The 15,283-nt window shown below is 70.7% G+C and carries 11 protein-coding genes; 4 read left to right on the top strand and 7 right to left on the bottom strand.

Translation table 11 applies throughout. From position 1 onward, the window contains the following. Window positions 1-283 precede the first annotated feature (283 nt). The 4 genes from BLV01_RS09820 to BLV01_RS09805 all read right to left on the bottom strand — a co-directional run bounded on the left by BLV01_RS09820 (window position 284) and on the right by BLV01_RS09805 (window position 5,627). The gene (locus tag BLV01_RS09820; protein WP_091798121.1) at window positions 284-1,198 is read right to left on the bottom strand and encodes a non-homologous end joining protein Ku; all 915 of its coding nucleotides are present in this window, start codon (window positions 1,196-1,198) and stop codon (window positions 284-286) included. An 83-nt stretch (window positions 1,199-1,281) separates the two neighbouring features. Further along, window positions 1,282-3,918 carry a DNA ligase D gene (gene ligD / locus BLV01_RS09815; RefSeq protein ID WP_091798118.1) on the bottom strand — a complete coding sequence of 879 codons (2,637 nt, stop codon included), beginning with the start codon at window positions 3,916-3,918 and terminating at the stop codon, window positions 1,282-1,284. A 271-nt stretch (window positions 3,919-4,189) separates the two neighbouring features. Then, complete coding sequence (locus tag BLV01_RS09810) at window positions 4,190-5,170, bottom strand: mechanosensitive ion channel family protein (RefSeq protein WP_091798115.1); 981 nt, start codon at window positions 5,168-5,170, stop codon at window positions 4,190-4,192. A gap of 10 nt (window positions 5,171-5,180) precedes the next feature. Further along, on the bottom strand, window positions 5,181-5,627 hold the full coding sequence (locus tag BLV01_RS09805) for a hypothetical protein (RefSeq protein ID WP_091798113.1): 447 nt from the start codon (window positions 5,625-5,627) through the stop codon (window positions 5,181-5,183). A gap of 308 nt (window positions 5,628-5,935) precedes the next feature. On the opposite strand from BLV01_RS09805, the gene BLV01_RS09800 reads away from it, so the two are divergent. The 3 genes from BLV01_RS09800 to BLV01_RS09790 are packed head-to-tail and all read left to right on the top strand — an operon-like array spanning window position 5,936 to window position 10,850. Beyond that, on the top strand, window positions 5,936-7,306 hold the full coding sequence (locus tag BLV01_RS09800; protein WP_175485844.1) for a sigma-54-dependent transcriptional regulator: 1,371 nt from the start codon (window positions 5,936-5,938) through the stop codon (window positions 7,304-7,306). A 5-nt stretch (window positions 7,307-7,311) separates the two neighbouring features. After that, window positions 7,312-7,602: a hypothetical protein gene (locus BLV01_RS09795; protein WP_091798107.1), complete on the top strand. Its 291-nt coding sequence runs from the start codon at window positions 7,312-7,314 to the stop codon at window positions 7,600-7,602. Between the two features lie 2 nt (window positions 7,603-7,604). Beyond that, a complete protein-coding gene (locus tag BLV01_RS09790; protein ID WP_091798104.1) occupies window positions 7,605-10,850 on the top strand; it encodes a PAS domain S-box protein in 3,246 nt (1,081 codons plus the stop codon). A 264-nt stretch (window positions 10,851-11,114) separates the two neighbouring features. On the opposite strand, the gene BLV01_RS09785 is transcribed toward BLV01_RS09790, so the two are convergent. From BLV01_RS09785 to BLV01_RS09775, 3 genes are all read right to left on the bottom strand, one after another. Beyond that, a complete protein-coding gene (locus BLV01_RS09785; RefSeq protein WP_091798101.1) occupies window positions 11,115-12,557 on the bottom strand; it encodes a BON domain-containing protein in 1,443 nt (480 codons plus the stop codon). Further along, window positions 12,550-13,413, bottom strand: coding sequence for an SDR family oxidoreductase (locus BLV01_RS09780; protein WP_091798098.1), 864 nt, complete (start codon window positions 13,411-13,413; stop codon window positions 12,550-12,552). Before BLV01_RS09780 ends, BLV01_RS09785 begins: the two co-directional genes overlap by 8 nt. 429 nt (window positions 13,414-13,842) lie before the next feature. Further along, a complete protein-coding gene (locus BLV01_RS09775) occupies window positions 13,843-14,223 on the bottom strand; it encodes a VOC family protein (RefSeq protein ID WP_091798094.1) in 381 nt (126 codons plus the stop codon). A gap of 304 nt (window positions 14,224-14,527) precedes the next feature. Between BLV01_RS09775 and otsB the strand changes: the two genes are divergently transcribed. Further along, window positions 14,528-15,283, top strand: a complete 756-nt coding sequence (gene otsB, locus BLV01_RS09770) for a trehalose-phosphatase (RefSeq protein ID WP_091798092.1) — start codon at window positions 14,528-14,530, stop codon at window positions 15,281-15,283.

Below are 15,283 nucleotides of genomic sequence, written 5' to 3'. Positions count from 1 at the left end.
CGTGCGGGTGCTTCCACAGTTTGAGTTTTAGCGCTTGGAACTTTTCGTCATATCGTTCTTCTGAACGCTCTACGGATCGCCTCATCACATGCCCAGGCTGCCTGGGCACATGCTAGGGAGGGTCTGAAGCGGTCGTCGTAAGAGACTGGCAGTGGCGGCGTGAACGGCTCGCCTGAGCTCCGGGAAAAGGACCCAAACCTCGCGTTCGAATAGCCGGCCCGCATCGCCAACCCGAGCGCGATGGGATTCACCGAATCCCGTCGACACCGCGTGCCTCCGCCGATCAGGCGCGCTTGGTCACCCGAGATCGCGAGGCGCGCTTGGCTGGCTTCTTCCTTGTTGCGGTCTTGGCGGTCTTGGCCGCACGCTTGCCTGCTGCCTTGGCCGGCGCAGCTGCGCCTTTCTTCGCCAGACTGCGCTTGAGCAGTTCGGCGAAGTCGATGACGTTGGTCGCGGCGTTCTCCGGCAATTTGGATTCGTCGGCTTGCTTGCCGCGCACCACTTTCTTGGCCTTGACACGTTGCTCGATTACCTTGTGCAGGCGCTGGCGGAAGTCGTCCTTGTAGGATTCGGGCTTCCACGGCGCGGTCATGGATTCGATCAATTGCTGCGCCATCTCCACCTCGCGCGCGGAGATCTTCCATTTGGCCAGTCCGCCTTCGGGCAGCTTGTAATCCTCCGGGTCGACCAGTTCCTGAGCGTAACGCAGGATCAACAGGACCAGCGCGTTGCCCTTGGGCGCCAGTGCGGCCAGGTACTCGCGGGTGCGAATGACCACCCGGCCGATGCCGACCTTGCCGGACTTCTCCAGCACCTCGCGCAGCAGCACATAGCCCTTTTCGGCCTTCTTGCCGGGCTCCAGGATGTAGGGCTTGTCGTAGTACTCGCTGCCGATCTGCGCCGCGTCAACGAAGGCGTCGATGTCGACGGTTTCGGTGTGGTCAGGCGCGGCGGCCGCGATGTCGGCCGCTTCCAGCACCACGTAACTGCCCTTGTCGTATTCGAAGGCCTTGACGATCTCCTTCCACGGCACTTCCTCGCCGGTCTCCTCGTTGACCCGCTCGTAGCGGATCGGCGCCTTGTTGCGGCTGTCGAGCATGCGGAAATGCAGATCGACGCGGCGTTCGCCGGCCATCAGCTTGACCGGGATGTTGAGCAGGCCGAAGGAAATCGTGCCGGTCCAGATCGGGCGCGCCATGGTGCGGACTCCTGACAGTGGGCGGTGAAGTGGCCGGACTGTGCGCCGGCCCGGGTTCAATCGCGGTGAAAGCGCGGGTGCGCTCAATCGTCCGGCCGCAGCCGCTGCAAACGTTCGGACAGGCGGTCCAGATCCTGGCGCACCGCGTCGATCCCCGCCCATGGATGCCGGCGCAAGCGCTTGACCCGCGCCTGCGCGGAGCGGATGTCGAAGGCGTGGCCGCTCTTGACCTTGCCCAGATCCTCCCAGCGCAGCGGCATCGCCACCGGCGCGCCCTCGCGCGCGCGCAGCGAGAACGAGGCCACGCTGGTGGCGCCGCGGCCGTTGCGCAGGTAGTCGACGAAGATCTTGCCGTTCCGGAATTTCTTGGTCGCGGTGGCGATGTACTTGAGCGGCTCCATCTGCGCCAGGGTCTCGGCGAAGCTGTGCGCGAACGGTTTGACCAGGTCCCAGTCGCAACCCGGCTTCAGCGGCACCACCACGTGCAGCCCCTTGCCGCCAGAGGTGCGCACGAACGACTGCAGTTCTAGCTTGGTCAGCAGCGAGCGCAACTGGCGTGCGGCGGACACGACCTCGGACCAGGGCACGCCGCTGCCGGGGTCGAGATCGAACACGATGCGGTCGGCGCGGTCGGGCCGCGGCGCCTTCGCGCCCCACGGATGGAACTCCAGCGCGTTGAACTGGACCAGGTTCATCAGTCCTGCCAGATCGCGGACCACCAGATAATCGGCGCGCTGGCCCGATTCCTCTTCCAGACTGACGCTGTCCACGTCCTCAAGCCCGGCGGTGTGATGCTTCTGGAAGAAGCAGGGCCGCGCCGCGCCCTGAGTGCAGCGCACGATCGACAGCGGCCGGTCGGCGATTTCCGGCAACAGCCAGTCGGCCATCGCCAGATAGTAGGCAGCGACGTCGCGCTTACTCGCGCCGATGTCGGGATACACCACGCGTTCGGGACTGGTGAGGCGGAAGTCGTCGAGATCGGCGGCAGCCTGGGGCTTGCCCGCGCGCGTCTTGTCGGCTTTGGCCTTGCCGGCGCTGGCTTTGGCGGCTTTGCGGGTCATGGCGGTTCGTATCGGTGGCGATTCGGAATCGGACTCGGAATTGGAGTGGAGCCGCGCCGCGGCGCCCGGACCGCGGTCGCCGTCGGCCAACGCAGCGGGCGTCTTGTCCGCGCGCAGAGTCTTGAACGAGGCCTGCCGCAGCAGGCCATGACCGCCGACGCCGCGATAGAACGCCTCGACCACGAACGCCGGCGCGAACCAGCGCGCCGCGCGCAGGTCGGTGTCGTGCGGCGGCACGTGCACCGTTGGCGCGGCCGCGCCCCTGGGCAGGCGCTTGCTGATCCGCGCCAGCAAGTCGGCGGAAAAACCGCTGCCCACGCGGCCCGCGTAGGACCAGCCGTGCGCCGGGTCCGGTCGCGCCAGCAGCAACGCACCGAACCCGCTGCGCGCGCCTTTCGGCGGCGTGTAGCCGACCACGGCGAACTCGTCGCTGGCCAGTCGCTTGCTCTTGCGCCATTCGTCGCTGCGGCCGGGATGGTGGGCGCGGTCGGCGCGCTTGGACACGATGCCTTCGAAGCCCTGTTCGTCGGCCAGCGTGTAGGCGCGCTCGCCGTCGCCGAGGATGTGCGAGCTGTAGCGCAAGTGCGGCCCGGCCCGCTGCAGCAGCTGTTCCAGCAGTGCCTTGCGTTGCAGCAGCGGCGCGGCGCTGAGATCCCAACCGTCTACGTGCAGCAGGTCGAACACCACCAGCGACAGCGCGCCCTGTTTCTCGCCCGACAGCGTCGCCTGCAGCAGGTTGAAGTCCTCGCGCGTGCCGCGGCCGGCGATCAGTTCGCCGTCCAGCGCCGCGCTGTCCAGGCCCAACGCTTCGACCGCGGCGGCGATCTCGGGAATCTTCCGGGTCCACTCCAGCGCGTTGCGCGACCACAGCCGCGCGCGGCCGGCGGCGACGCCGATACCGATCCGGTAGCCGTCCCATTTGAGTTCGTGCAGCCATTGTTCGCCCGGCGGCGGCGCGTCGACCAGACGCGCCAACTGCAGCTCGAACGCGCCACCTTCGAATCGCGCCGTTCGCGCGCCGGTCAGCTTGCGCGCCGCCGCGGCCCAGTCGCGGCGCCGTGCGCGCGCCGGCGCGACTTCGGCCAGACGGCGCTTGCGCGGCTTGCCACGGCCGGCGCGCTGCGCGTCGGCCGCCGGCGGCGAGGCGACGTCGGCGAGCAGGTCGTCGGCTTCGAGCGTGCCGGCGTATTCGTCGCGGTCCTTGAACAGCAGCCATTGCGGCTGGCGCGCGGGCTTGCCCGAACGCACCAGGTGCCAGCCACCCTTGAGCTTGCGCCCGAACAATTCGAAGCGCAGGTGGCCCTTGGCCAGTTGCGCCTGCGGATCGCCGTCGGTCGCCCACACCCCGGTGTCGAACCGCGCGACATGGCCGCCGCCGTATTCGCCGTGGGGAATCTCGCCTTCGAAGCCGGCGTAGCCGAGCGGATGGTCCTCGACCTCGACCGCCATGCGCTTGACCGCTGGATCGTAGGAGGGGCCCTTGGGCACCGCCCAGCTCTTGAGCGCGTCGCCGACCTGCAGGCGGAAGTCGTAGTGGCGGTGGCTGGCATGGTGCAGCTGGACTACGAAGATCGCGCGCTCGCCGCGCGGCGGCGCGCCCGGTTCGGGTTCGCGGGTGCGGTCGAAGCGCCGCTTACGCTGGTACTCGTGCAGGCTCATGCGCGCCGGTGCCGACGCTCAGGCCGGCCACGCCCGACCGCGCCGCGGCGAAACGGCGGTGGCGATCGCAGCGACCGCGATGAAGATCGGGGCGTAGCGCGGCATGTCGCATCCTCCACATCGTTTGGGCCGGCACGCGGCGGCGGCCATCCAGCGGTGCGCCGGGCCTCGCGGTGCCGTCGCCCCACGCTAGGTGCCGCGGCGCTAGCGGAGCGTCGTCGCCGTCGGGCCGCGGCCTTGATCGCGCGCTAACGAATGCACGCCGCCCGCGTCACTCCGCCGGTGCGGCGGGATCGAGCAGATCCCGCGAACCCGCGCCGGCCTCGCCCGCACGCAACAGATGCTGGCGGGTGCGCTCCGGCGCGCCCGGGCGGGCCGGAGCGGCCGTCGCAGCAGGCGCCGGCGCGGCCGCATCGGCCTGCAACGCCGCCGTCGCCGCGCGTAGCGCGGCGCTGCGCACCTGATCGATATCGCTGCGGCGCTGGTCGATCCAGCCGCGCACGCGCACGCCGGCCTTGCCGTCGCCGCTGGAGACCAGCAAGACCTCGGTGTCGGGCTCGCGCAGCACGCCGTCCACCGCTTCCACCCGCCTTCGCACCCGCGCCTGGGTCGCCTCCAAAGCGCCGTCGAACGGCGCGCTGAGGTCGAACTCGAAGCGCCGGCTGGGGTTCTGGCTGAAGTTGAGGATCACGCTCTTGAACACGATCGCGTTCGGCACCCGCAACTGGTTGCCGTCTAGGGTCATCAGCACGGTCGCGCGAGCGGTCATCGCCATCACCAGCCCTTCGTGTTCGGCGATGCGGACATGATCGTGCGGCCGGAAGGGTTGGCGCAGGCTCAGCAGCACCCCGGCGATGTAGTTCTCGATGATGTCCTTGAAGGCGAAGCCCAGCGCGATGCCGACCACGCCTGCGGTGCCGAGCAGCGCGCCGACGATGGCGGTGGCGTTCATCAGCTGCAGGCCCGTAGCCAGGCCGAGCAAGGCGCAACCGCCGCGCAGCGTGGTCGCCAGCAGGTTCTTGAGGAACGGGTTGGCGCCCGCCAGGCGGTCGATCAGCGCACGCCGCGCCAGCCATCCGCCGAGCCACCATGCCGCCAACGTCAGCAGCAACGCCACCAGCAGCAGCGGGGCGGCGGCGAGGAAACGGTAGAGCTCAGCCAACAGGCGCTCGCGCACCGCGCTCCAGTCGAACGACGGCGCCGTCGGTGCCGCCGCGATGGCCAGGATCGAAACCGAGGCCGCGCCGGTCACCGCCCTGCCCTCATTCCTTGAGCCCCCGCAGGTGCAGGTGGTTCCAGGCCAGGCGCACGATCGCGCGCGCTTGCTGCCAATCCAGGCGGCTGATGCCGCGGGTGCGGCGGTAGCAGGTCTCCAGTTCGTCCTCCATCTCGTCGATGCCGCGGCCGCGGCTGCGCATGAAGGCGTCCATGCCGAGCTTCACCGCTGGCTCGTAGTCGCCGTAGCGCAGCGCGCTGCCGCCGGGCAGGCCGCGGTAGTGGCCGCGCCAGTAGCCCAGTTCCGACTCCATATCGATCACCTCCGGCGCCATCGGATACACCGATTCGCGCGGTTCGCCGATGTTGTGCACGGCCTGCGCCGCGGCATCGTCTGGGTTGGCCTGGGCAGTGTGCTGCGACAGGACCGACCGTAGCGCCATGGTCGCCGGCAGCGGGATGAAACGATTGCGGTCGAGCGGCAGCCTCTGCATAGATCCTTCCTCGGTGAAGCGGCCGATGCAGGAATGCGCGGCTCGCCCCGTCTACCACGCAACTCCCGTGCCAGTTGCGCCGGCGGCCGCGCATCGCAGTAAAAACTTGCGCATCCGCCGGGTTTGTGCGATCGCCGCGACGGCCGCTGCGAACCGTGACGGCGCAAATGTTTCATCACGCGCGAATCATTTTCCGCCAACACCGGCTTAACCGATGCAGGGCTACGGTGGCCCGGAGCGTCCCGTACCCTGTCGCACCGTCGTCTTTCCCCGGACAGGGTCTTTCCCCCAGACAGGATGGCCAGCCCGTGCCCAACGACCTCGCGCATACCCGTGCGCCGGCATCGCCCGTCGCGGCTGCGCCGACGGTTTTGATCGTCGACGACGATCGGGATTTCGCCCGCTCCGCCGCCGATTTCGCCCGTTCCCACGGCTACACACCGTACCTGGCCCATTCGCTGGAGCAGTCGCGCGAGTTTCCGCAACTGGCGCTGATGGACCTGCTGTTGCTCGATCTCGACCTGCCCGACGGCAGCGGTTTCGAACTGCTCGACGAAGACGCCCTGCCCGAACTGGGCCAGATCGCCATCGTCACCGGGCATCCGTCGGTGGAAACCGCGGCGCGCGCGGTCGCGCGGCCGGTGATGGAGTATCTGGTCAAGCCGCTGGTGCCGGAACAGTTCGGGCAACTGCTCGATCGCGTCGCCGCGCGCGGACGCGAGGAACGCGCGGCCGATCCGCTCGGGATGATCGGTGCTTCGCCGCCGATGCAGCGCTTGAACGCGGACCTGCGGCGGATCGCGCCGTCGACGCTGTCGGTGTTGCTCAGCGGCGAGAGCGGCACCGGCAAGGAACTGGCCGCGCGCGCCCTGCACCGCCTCAGCGGCCGCGGCGGCGCCTTCGTCGCGGTCAATTGCGGCGCGATCGCGCCGGACCTGCTCGCCAGCCATCTGTTCGGCCACGAGCGCGGCAGCTTCACCGGCGCCGCCGGCCGCCACAGCGGCTATTTCGAGCAGGCCCACGGCGGCACGCTGTTCCTCGACGAAATCACCGAGATGCCGGCAGCGCTGCAGGTGTACTTGTTGCGCGTACTCGAATCCGGCGCGCTGACCCGGGTCGGCGGCGCCGGCGAGATCGCGATCGACGTGCGCGTGGTCGCCGCCTGCAATCGCGACCCGCTGCGCGCGGTCGAGGAAGGCGCGCTGCGCGAAGACCTCTACTACCGCCTCGCCGACGTGCACCTGGACCTGCCGCCGCTGCGCAGCCGCAGCGGCGACGCCGCGCTGATCGCGCGCGCCACCCTGGACGAACTCAACGCCGAGCACGGCGCGCGCAAGCGCCTAGCCGCCGGCAGCGAGCGCGCGCTGGCGGCGCATCCCTGGCCCGGCAACGTACGCGAATTGCGCAGCGCGGTCCTCCGCGCGTTTCTGACCGCGCCCGGCGACGAGGTCCGGATCGTGCCGGGCGCGCGCCGCCTGCGCGCCGCCACCGAGGACCCAGGCACGGTCCGCTTCAGCGTCGGCATGAGCTACGCCGAGATCGAACGCGAGATGTTGCTCAAGACCCTGGCCCATTTCGGCCAGGACCGCACCCGCACCGCCCGCGCGCTCGGCGTGAGCGTACGTACCGTGCACAACCAGATCGCGCGCCTGCGCGACTCCGGTTGCGACGTGGATTGAATCCTATGAACAACCGCGATACGCAACCGCCCGCCGCTGCGTCCGAACCGCAGTCCGGCGATGGCGCGCCGGACGCCGTAGCGTCCACCGCCGACGCCGCGGCGCCGGCGCTCGATCCGGCGCGCTGGATCCACCGACTGCGCAACGAACTCAATACCGCCAGCATGGCCTGCGCCGCCGCCCAGGCGGTGCTGGCCGGCGGCGCGGTGGTCAAGGCGCAGGAAAACCTCGAACGCGCGCGCGGCGCCTGTGCGCGCGCAGCGGCGCTGCTCGAGCAGGCGCCGCCGCGCGCTTAGTCATGCCAGCTTCCGCTCCGGCCGCGCTGCGGCCGCGCGAAACCCTCGCCGCCGCGGCCTTGGCCGCGGCGCTGGCGCTGGGCCATGCGCGCTTCGGCCAAGGCCTGCACGACGTGCTGCCGCTGCTCGGCCTGTACCTGCTGGCCGTGCTCGCGGCCTGGTACGACGGCGTGCGCGGCGGCGCCGTGGCGGTGGCGGCGGCGCTGGCGGCGATCGTCTTCTGGCCGGGCCTACGGGTGCAAATCGGCCTGGCCGGCTGCGCCTTGTTCCTGGCCGGCGCCAGCGCGCTGGTCTGGATCGTCGCGACGCTGCGGCGGCGGCGCAACCGCCTGCGCCTGCAGCAGGAACAGTGGTCGGCGGTGCTGGCCGGGGTCGGCGACGGCGTCGCGTTGATCGGCCGCGACGGACACGTGCTCTATCTCAATCCCGCCGCGGCGCGACTGCTCGATGTAACGCCCGAGCACGCGCGCGGGCGGCTGGCGGCCGAGGTGTTCGACGGTTGGCCGCCATCCCTGCCGGAGCGCACCGGCCCGTTGCGGCTGCACGGCGCCGGCGACCGCCCGCTGCAGGCCGAGGCGGTGCCGCTGCAGGGGCCGCGCGACGCGTTCTCCGGCCACGCGGTGTTCCTGCGCGAGCCGCGTGGCGCCGAGGAAGGCATGAGCGAGCGGCGCCTGCGCGCAGTGTTCGATACCGACCTGTGGGGCGTGTGTTTCGCCGATACCCGGGGCGGGCGCTGGTGGGCCAACCCCGGCTTCGAGCGCATGCTCGCGCCCGCGGCCGACGAGGCCGGGCCGATGCGCGCGCAGTCGCTGGAACAACTCGGCGTCCCGGCCGAACTGCTGCAGCGGCTGCGCAGCGAAGGCGCGTTCGAGCCGGTGGAAGTGGCCCTGCCCGAGCGCGGCGGCGAACCGTCGTGGATGCTGCTCGCCGGCGAGGCCTTGTCCGAACACGACATCGCCCTGCTCGCGCTGGACATCGGCGAACGCAAGCGCAGCGACGCGGCGCTGCGCGCCCAGCGCCTGCTGATGCGCGCGCTGATCGACCGGATCCCTGCGCTGGTGGCCTATGTCGACGCGCGCCAACGCTACCGCATGTGCAACCGCGCCTACCGGCGCTGGTTCGGCGATCGCCGGCTGCAGGGCCTGCCGCTGCGCGACGCGCATCCGGCGGTGGAATTGGCGCCGTACCTGCCGTTGCTGGAACGCGCGTTCGCCGGACAAGCGGTGCGCTTCCCGGTGGAGCTGGCGCGGCACGGGGTGCAGCGACACTTCGACGTGCAGTTCGTCCCGCATCGGCCGGAAGGCGACGGGATCGAAGGCGTGGTGGTGCACGCGCTGGACGTGACCGCGCGGGTCGAGGCGGCGCGCCGGGTGGAGGCCAGCGAGCGCCGCTTCCGCAGCCTGGCCGTGGCCGGCGCCGGCATGGTCTGGTACGCCGACGCCGGCGGGCGCCTGCTCGACGCGCCGGGCTGGGAAGACCTGACCGGCCAGGCGCGCGCGCAGGCGCGCGGCGAAGGCTGGCTCGGCGCGGTCGATCCGCTCGACCGCGAGCGCGTGCGCGCGGCCTGGCGCGACAGCCTGCGCGCCGCAGCGCCGGAATTGCTCGACCTTGAATTCCGCGTACTCACCGCGCACGGCGAGGCGCGCCACGTCGCCCTGCGTGCGGTGCCGGTGACCGACAATGCCGGCCAGGTACTGGAATGGATCGGCGGACTGCGCGACGTGCACGAGCGGCGTTTGTTCGAAGAGCAATTGCGCCGCGCCGAAGCCGAGCAGCACGCGCTGCTCGACAACTTGCCCAAGATGGTCTGGATCGCCGAGCCCGACGGCTCGATCCGCTACCAAAATCGCCGCTGGTACGAGTACACCGGCCTGGGCGGCGATCAGGACTGGCGCGACATCTGCCATCCCGACGATCTCGCCGAGGGCTTGCGCAGTTGGGACGAAGCGATCCGCAACGGCCGCCCGCTCAACGTCGAACTGCGCTTCCGCCGCGCCGGAGACGGCCAGTACCGCTGGCACATCGTGCGCGGGCAGCCGTTGCTGGACCCGGACGGCCGGCTGCGCTGCTGGTACGGCGCCAGCACCGACATCGAGGACCAGAAGCGCGCACTGGAGATGATGGCCGCGGCCAACCAACGGGTCAGCCACTTCCTCGCCGTGCTCAGCCACGAGCTGCGCAATCCGCTCTCGGGCGTGGCCGCCGCCGGCGAACTGCTGCAGCGCACCGACCTGGACCCGCCGCAGCGCGAACGCGCGCTGGCGACGCTGGCGCGGCAGAACCGGCACGTGCAGCGCATGGTCGAGGATTTGCTCGATGTCGCCCGGGTCACCCAGGGCGGCATGGAACTGCGCCGCGAGCCGGTGGATCTGCGCGCCCTGCTCGAAGAGGTGCGCGACGACAATCTGGCGCGCGCCGAATCGGCCGGCGTGGTCTTCAAGCCGGTCGAGGGGCTCGACCTCGCGCCGGTGTACGGCGACCGCGCGCGCCTGCGCCAGGTGTTCGACAACCTGGTCTCCAACGCGATCAAGGCCAGCGAGCCGGGACAACGCATCGGCGCATCGGTGCAGCGCGCGGCGCTGGCCGACGGCGCGGCCGGACTGTGCGTGCAGGTGTGCGACCAGGGCCTGGGCCTGGACCGCGACATCGCCGGCAACCTGTTCGAACCCTTCGTGCAGACGCCGGGCTGGCGTTCGCGCGGGCTCGGGCTCGGCCTGAGCATCGTCAAGACCCTGGTCGAGCGCCACGGCGGCGAGGTCACCGCGCACAGCGAGGGCCCGGGATCGGGTTCGTGCTTCGAGGTACGCCTGCCGCTGGCCGCGGCGCAAGCCGGCGATTCTGCCGCGGCGCCCATGGCGAGCTCAGCGGCGCGGCGCGGCCGGGTGCTGATCGTGGACGACGAAAACGACACCGCCGACGCTCTGGCCACCCTACTGGCCCTGGACGGCCACCGGGTGCGCATCGCCGGCGACGGCGAGCAGGCGCTGTCGCTGTGGAGCGAGGAACCGGCCGAAGTGGTGCTGTGCGACCTGGAACTGCCCGGTCCGCTCAACGGCTACGACGTGGCGCGCGCGTTGCGCGCGGCACCGCGCACCCCGTACCTGATCGCCTACAGCGGCTACGGCTTGGCCGAGGATCGCGAGCACACCCGCGAGGCGGGTTTCGACGAGCATCTAATCAAGCCGGCGCCGATCGAACGCATCCAGGCGGCGGTGCAGCGTGGACTGGGCCAAGCGGCGATGTCCTGAGCTAAGGCGGCGTTGCCGGACGCTGCGGCGTTTACGCTGTCGCTTGCGGGTCTGGAGACGGTGCGAAGACCCCGACACGACACGAAGGCTTACGAATCGTCGCCAAACGCCTTGCGGCTGCGACGCGATCGCTCGCCGCGCGGTTGAAGCTACGCGGTGCAGGGGCCGGCGAGCGCTTGCAGCGCTGCGGCAGGCGTGGTCGGCGATGCGGCGCGACACGCCGCGACCGGTCTGGCCGCGGCGCGGGCCGTACCGGCCGCTGCGTCAGCGCTGCGGCGTCGAACCGCCACCGGCGGGCGCGGCGCCGCTGGTGCCGGCGCCGGTGCCGGGATTGCTGCCCGCACCCGCGTTGCCGCCAGCGCGGGCGCCACTACCCTGGGCCGGCGACGTCGCGTCCGCCGATGTCTTGGCCGTCGGCGTCTGGCCGAAGCGGCCTGCGTTCTCGCTGCGGCCGCTGCTCTGTGCACCGGCGGCGAGCGTCGCGTGTTCGCGGCCGCGCACGCGAATGCGGTTGTCCACGTCCTTGACTCCGCCGCAGGCATCGGCGATGTCCTCGGCGCGGTGCTTCATCCAGCGGTCGTCGACTTCGCCGGTCAGCACCACCTTGCCCTGACTGCAACTGACCTCGATGTCGCTGGCATCGATCAGCGCGTCCTCGGTCAGGCGCTCGTTGAGTTCTTCCTCGATGCGTTGGTCCGGACGCGCGTAGTTGCGCGGGCCGCGCCCGCGATGGCCCTGCTCGCGATACGCCGATTGCGCATCGAGGGCGCGTTGGCGCGACCAGTCGCGGTTCGGCTCGAAGCCGGCGCCGTAGCCGGAACCGGCGAACCCGCCGCCGGCGTAGCCGGAGGAATGGCCGTAGCCCTCGCCCATGCGCCGGTGATCGTCGCGATAGTCTTCGTCGTGGCGGCCGCGGCGCGGATCGAATTCGTCGTAGTCGTGCAGGCGCTCGCGATCGCCGCGTTCGCCGCCGTAGACGTAGTAGCCGTGGCGCGGATCGCCCTGGCGCGGCGAGCCGCCGGGCGCGTCGCCGCGGTCGTCCTCCCAGCCGACCGATTGCGAGCGCTCGTCGAAACCGCTCGCGTGCCAGCCGCTGTCGTAGTAAGCGTCGCCGCGCGGGCGTACGCCGGGGCCGTGAGCGCCATATAGACCGCGCTCGCCCGCTTCGCGTGCATAGGCCTCGCGCAGGCCGCGCTCGTGCGGCACGCCGTCCTCGTGCCAGCCTCGGCCATAGTCGCGCGGCATGCGCAGACCTGAACGCTCGCCCGATTCGCCGCTGCCGGTGCCCGCGCCGTAGTCGCGCCCAGGCTCGCCGCCGCGCCCGTAATCATCGGCGCTGGCGTGGCCATATTCGCGGCCGCGGCCGCGCGCCGGGTCGTAGGCGTAATCGGCATAACCGGTGCGCGCAGCCTGGCGCTCCTTATCGTGCATCCACGATGCTTCGTCGCTGTCCGCCCGCTGGCGGCGCGCCTGTTCGCGCGGTTGCTCTTCGCCGCCGTAGCGGCGCGGGGATTCGCTGCCGCGGCCGCCGTGGCCCTGTCGCTGTGTCATGTCCTGGCTCCTGTCGTCGTCAGACCAAGTCTGGTTCAACCATGCGCGGCCCTTGTCGAGGGCGCGCGCGCCCAGCCGCAACGCCTCGTGGGCGGCGGCCTTGAGTTCTGCGGTGCCGGCGACCTCGTCGCTGCGGCTCTTGCCTTGGTTACGCACTGATATGTTCTCCACCGTTGACATGGATAATTTGCCCGGTCACGAACGAGGCATCCTCGCTGGCCAGGTACACGTAGGCCGGCGCCACTTCGGCCGGCTGGCCGGGGCGTTTCATCAACGTGGACTTACCGAACTCGGCCACCTCCCCGGGCGAGAAGCTGGCCGGGATCAGCGGCGTCCAGATCGGCCCCGGCGCGACCGCGTTGACGCGGATGCCGCGGTCGGCCACAGCCTGGGCCAGTGAGAAGGTGAAGGCGTGGATCGCGCCCTTGGTCGCGGCGTAGTCGATCAGCGTCTCGTGTCCGCGCACGCCGGTGACCGAACCGGTGTTGACGATGCTGCCGCCCTTGGGCAGATGCTCCAGCGCGGCGTTGGCGAGGTGGATGTAGGCGAAGATGTTGGTGCGGAAGGTGCGTTCTACCTGTTCGGGCGTGAGCTGCTCGGGCGCTTGCACCTCGTGCTGCTCGCCGGCGTTGTTGACCAGGATGTCGAGCCGCCCGAACGCGCTCACAGTCTTCGCGACCGCGTCTCGGCAGTGCGCCGGGTCGGCGAGGTCGCCGCGGATCAGCAGGCAGTCGCTGTCTTCGCCGATCACCAGTTCGCGGGTGTGCTCGGCGTCGTCGTCTTCCTTCAGGTAGGCGATCGCGACTTTGGCGCCCTCGCGGGCGAAGTGCTGCGCGACCGCGCGGCCGATGCCGCTGTCGCCGCCGCTGATCAGGGCGACCTTGCCGCGCAGGCGGCCGCTGCCGCGATAGCTCTCGCGGATGCTCAATGGTTGCGGGACCATTTGCGCCTGCTGGCCGGGCTGTTCGTCCTGGGCCTGCGCTGGCGGCGTGCGGGAGTCTTGCTCGCTCATGGTTAACCTCGCTGTGCGATGACGTGCGGTTCGATGGAGCGGTCGCGCCGTCGCGATGCGCGATCAGGTGCGCGAATTTGGACGCGTGTGTCCAGTGCTACCGCAAGTCGCGTGCCAATCCTGGCTGTCGCAGCGCAGCGGCGGCGGCGTACGCGCACGGGAACTCTTGCGCATCCGTGCAGATTGTTCCGGCCGCATCACGCGTTAGGCGGCCGCAAGGTCGCGGCGGCCGTTGTCAGTCCGCCATCGCCCGCGCGCGCCGGTCCGGCCCGATCCAGCGCCCAGGCTCGCGGCTGAGCCGGAACGACGCCTCGAACACGGTCTGCGCCGCCGTCGCGCGCAGTGCCAAGGCCAGCCGCGATTTCAGCCGTAGCCACAGCGTAGCGCGGTCCAACCCGGCCTCGACCGGGGCGCGCGGGCAGGCGCGGCTCAGCGCCAGACGTTGCTGTGCGCCGGAAAATCCAGGCGCTGCGGCGGCAGCACGCAGAAGCGCTGTCCGGTCGGCGCGGCCATCACCCACCAACGCTTGACCTGGGCGATGCGCGCCGCGCCGAGTTGCTCCAGCCGCACCACCTCGGCCTCGACGTCGTCGGTCTCGATGTCCAGGTGCACCCGGCTGGCGTGCGGCACCGCCTGCACCAGCACGCACGGCTGGTCGGCGTGCACCAGCAGGCGGCGGTACATCTCGTCGCTGGCATCGCCGAGGGTGGCGATACGGCAACCCAGCGCCTGCGCCCAAAACTGTGCGGCCCAATCGGGGTCGGTCGTCTCGCAATCGATCACCACTTGCGCCAATCGGCTTCTGTGCATGGTTTCCTCCAGGTCGGATGCGGGAACGAGCGCTGCAGCGACATGCTGCTGATCTAAAGACAGACGCAAGCCGTGTGCCACTCGCGGCGCATCCGCCTCGCTCGCGCAGCAGCGCTGCCTGCGCGTTACCGCGCATCGGCGGGTACCGATGCGCGATATTGCCCGGCATCGCTGCAACAATTGCACGGCGCGGAAAAATCTTCGCGCAGACAACGACCGTGCGATGGATAACGCACTAATTTTCGTGCGCTTTCTGGCGAATCCTTGAACCGATCCATTACATCCGCAGCGTTAGGATGAGTTCATGGCTTCGATACACATTTCGCGCACCGCGCCGCCGGCGCCTGCGTCCGACTGGGCTTTGTTCCTCGACGTGGACGGTTGTCTGCTTGAGCACGCGCCCGCCCCCCATCTCGCCCGCGTTCCGCCGCAGTTGCCGCAACGCCTGCGCCGTCTCGCCGCCGAACTCGACGGCGCGCTCGCGCTCGTCAGCGGCCGCTCGCTGCAATCGCTGCAGTCGCTCTTCCCCGATTGCGCCGAGCTGTGCCTGAGCGGCATGCATGGGCTGGAGCGGCGCAGCGCGCATGCGCCGCTGCGCGCGCCGGCGCCGCCGGAATCGATGCTGGCGCTGGCCGGCGAGGCCGCGCGCTTCGCCCTCGACTATCCCGGCGCCTGCATCGAAGCGCACGGCCCATGCCTAAACCTGCATTGGCGCGCCGCACCGCGGGCGGCCGCGGCCATGGGCGAGTTCGCCGATGCCGCGCTGACCCGCCTGCCGGGCTACCGCCAGCACCGAGGCGCACACGGCATCGAAATCCGTCCCGACGGCATGGACAAGGGCCGCGCGATCGTCGAACTGCTGGGGCTGGCGCCGTTCCGCGGCCGCGTCCCGGTGTTCGCCGGCGACGATCCGGCCGACGAGCCCGGCTTCGCCATGGTCAACGCGCACGGCGGCATCAGCGTGCTGGTCGGCGAACGCGCCGACACCCGCGCGCGCCACCGCCTCGCCGATCCGGCGCAGGTGCGCGACTGGCTCGGCGTGGTCGCGGAGGCAGGCTGA

Source organism: Lysobacter sp. yr284 (genome assembly GCF_900107375.1).
In the GTDB taxonomy this organism is placed as follows: Bacteria; Pseudomonadota; Gammaproteobacteria; order Xanthomonadales; family Xanthomonadaceae; genus Lysobacter.
This window is presented reverse-complemented; position numbering and strand designations above follow the sequence as displayed.